General features: G+C 60.8%; 2 protein-coding genes. One reads left to right on the top strand and one right to left on the bottom strand.

What is annotated here, in order from left to right; translation table 11 throughout:
- The first annotated feature begins 510 nt into the window (after positions 1–510).
- On the top strand, positions 511–825 hold the full coding sequence (locus tag IWX65_RS17450; protein ID WP_196884820.1) for a DMT family transporter: 315 nt from the start codon (positions 511–513) through the stop codon (positions 823–825).
- 71 nt (positions 826–896) lie between these two features.
- Here the strand turns inward: IWX65_RS17450 and epsC are convergent, their stop codons facing one another.
- Positions 897–1,424, bottom strand: coding sequence for a serine O-acetyltransferase EpsC (gene epsC / locus IWX65_RS17445; RefSeq protein ID WP_196884819.1), 528 nt, complete (start codon positions 1,422–1,424; stop codon positions 897–899).
- Positions 1,425–2,153 lie beyond the last annotated feature (729 nt).

Raw genomic sequence — 2,153 nt, 5'->3', positions numbered from 1 at the left:
GACGTCGCCCGGGCCACGGTCGCGGGCATCATCACCGGTGAAATCAACGTAGTGCGAGGGGAGTCCACAGCCCAAACGGTCGAGATCAACCGCCAGGATCCTGCGGCGGTGGACCGGATGCTAGCCAAAGGCAAAGACGAACTGGAAAAGGTCGTTGCCGGCCATTCCAGCCTCTGAGTCCTCGACCAAAGAGTCGTTGGTGAGCTGCGCCGCGTAAGCCCGGCGGCACCTCGGCCCGTAACCGGGTCGGGGCGTCGTCCTGCGGCCGTTTAGGACAAGGAGCAGCCAAAGTGCTCCCCCGGATGAATGAGATACACCTGTAGTGGTTCATCCACCTGTGGGTGGGTGGAGCCCTCGGGATTGAGCTCAAAGCCGTCCACCTGTGGTTGAACTATTTCTCTCAGTCTTTCCAAATGATGCGTTAAAAAATGTGTGTGGGTCCTTCACCCGGGCACTCCCGGACGATGGGTGCCATACCCAGTGTGTGAAGACGGCTTATAGGAGATTGTCATGGCATGGTTTGTTCTCGTCATTTCCGGTGTTTTGGAAGCAGTGTGGGCAACGGCCCTCGGTAAGTCCGAAGGTTTCAGCAAGCTCGGACCCATTCTGGTGCTCATTCCCTCACTGCTGGCCAGCATGGCCGGCCTGGCCTACGCGATGCGGGACCTGCCCACCGGAACGGCCTACGCCGTCTGGGTCGGCATCGGCGCGTCCCTGACCGTCGTGTACGCCATGATCACCGGTACCGAAGCCACGTCCCTCCTGAAGATCGTGTTCCTGGCCATGATCATCGGCGGCGTTATCGGACTCAAACTCAGCCACTAGGCACTGCCCTCCGGTGCCCGTCGCGATTATGCTATGGCCAGTGGCCGGGGCGGGCGGGAGTGTCCCCGATCTTAGGTTGTGGTTGATCGGTTGGTTGCGGGTATCCCGGTGAGAAACGAGTCTGCTGGGGCGTCTTTGACGACGACGGTGTTGGCGTCCACTGTGCTCCGCGCTCCGATGGTGATTGCCCCCAGTATTTTGGCGCCTGCGCCGATGGTGACGCCGTCTTCGATCGTGGGGTGACGCTTGGCTTTTTGCAACGATCGTCCTCCCAAGGTCACACCCTCGGAGATGACTACGTCATCACCGATTTCCGCGGTCCCACCGATAACCACCTCTTGACCGTGATCGATAAGCATGCGGCGACCCAGCGTGGCTGCTGGGTGGATTTCGATACCGGTTGCAGTACGAACCAGTTGGGAGAGCACACGCGCCAGGAACCTGAGCCCGGGTCGGGCCCACATGCGGTGTGTCTGCCGGTGCACCCAGACCGCGTGCAGTCCTGGGTGGACCAAAGCCATTCCCACGAGACTCCGCGCTGTCGGGTCATGGTTCAGGACTACTTTCACGTCTTCACGAATTCTTGTTCTAAAGCTCATTCGCCGCTTCCGGATTGATGATGGATTCGAACCGCGGGCAGCAGCGGAAAGATCACCATGACCAGCCGCACACCCAGGCGGCCATCCGCTTGGTGCGGAACAGGAAGCCAGGCTGTGCTCCTGTCGAAGTGTGTCGTGCCGGTGGAGCACGGCGCCCACGTGAGCCGGTGTCCTCTCCCGATGTTCTCTTACACAGTCGTCCCTTCAATGTTCACCGTAGATGTGTTCAGTTGCGCTCAGACGCCCACCAATGCAAAATCCAGGGCCGCCTTGAGGGGCCGCCAGGGTGGCCGGTCACCCGCGCCAGAAGCAGGCCACCCTGGGCTGCGGTGAGCAAGGCAAAGGCCATCAACGCGGGAGGGGTGAATCTGCTCTGACTTTCCGGTTCGGTGGACATGCCCGGCTTCCGTTCAGCGCAGCCGACACCTTCTGATTGCGCTGCCCCGAGGGTTCAACTGCTTTCCACCAACCAGTGTCGACCTTCCCCTCAAGGGAAAGGTCAAGCCCGGATGAGGGACAGCCCACGCACCGAATCGGATGAGGCCATGGGACGCGGAGACCCACTTTCAGCACGGGACCCATTCACCGGGGCCGATATCCCGCGTCGAGCTGGAAACACCGGTAGATCCACAGTCTCCGCGATCTTGGTTGAAGGGTCGCATCAATGGTCGGATACGGGTCGCTTTTCGCCGGTGTCAGATCATTGAGCCTAGATCCGATCCGATTGAG

Source organism: Arthrobacter sp. CAN_A214, from assembly GCF_015751955.1.
In the GTDB taxonomy this organism is placed as follows: domain Bacteria; phylum Actinomycetota; class Actinomycetes; order Actinomycetales; family Micrococcaceae; genus Arthrobacter_D.
This window is presented reverse-complemented; position numbering and strand designations above follow the sequence as displayed.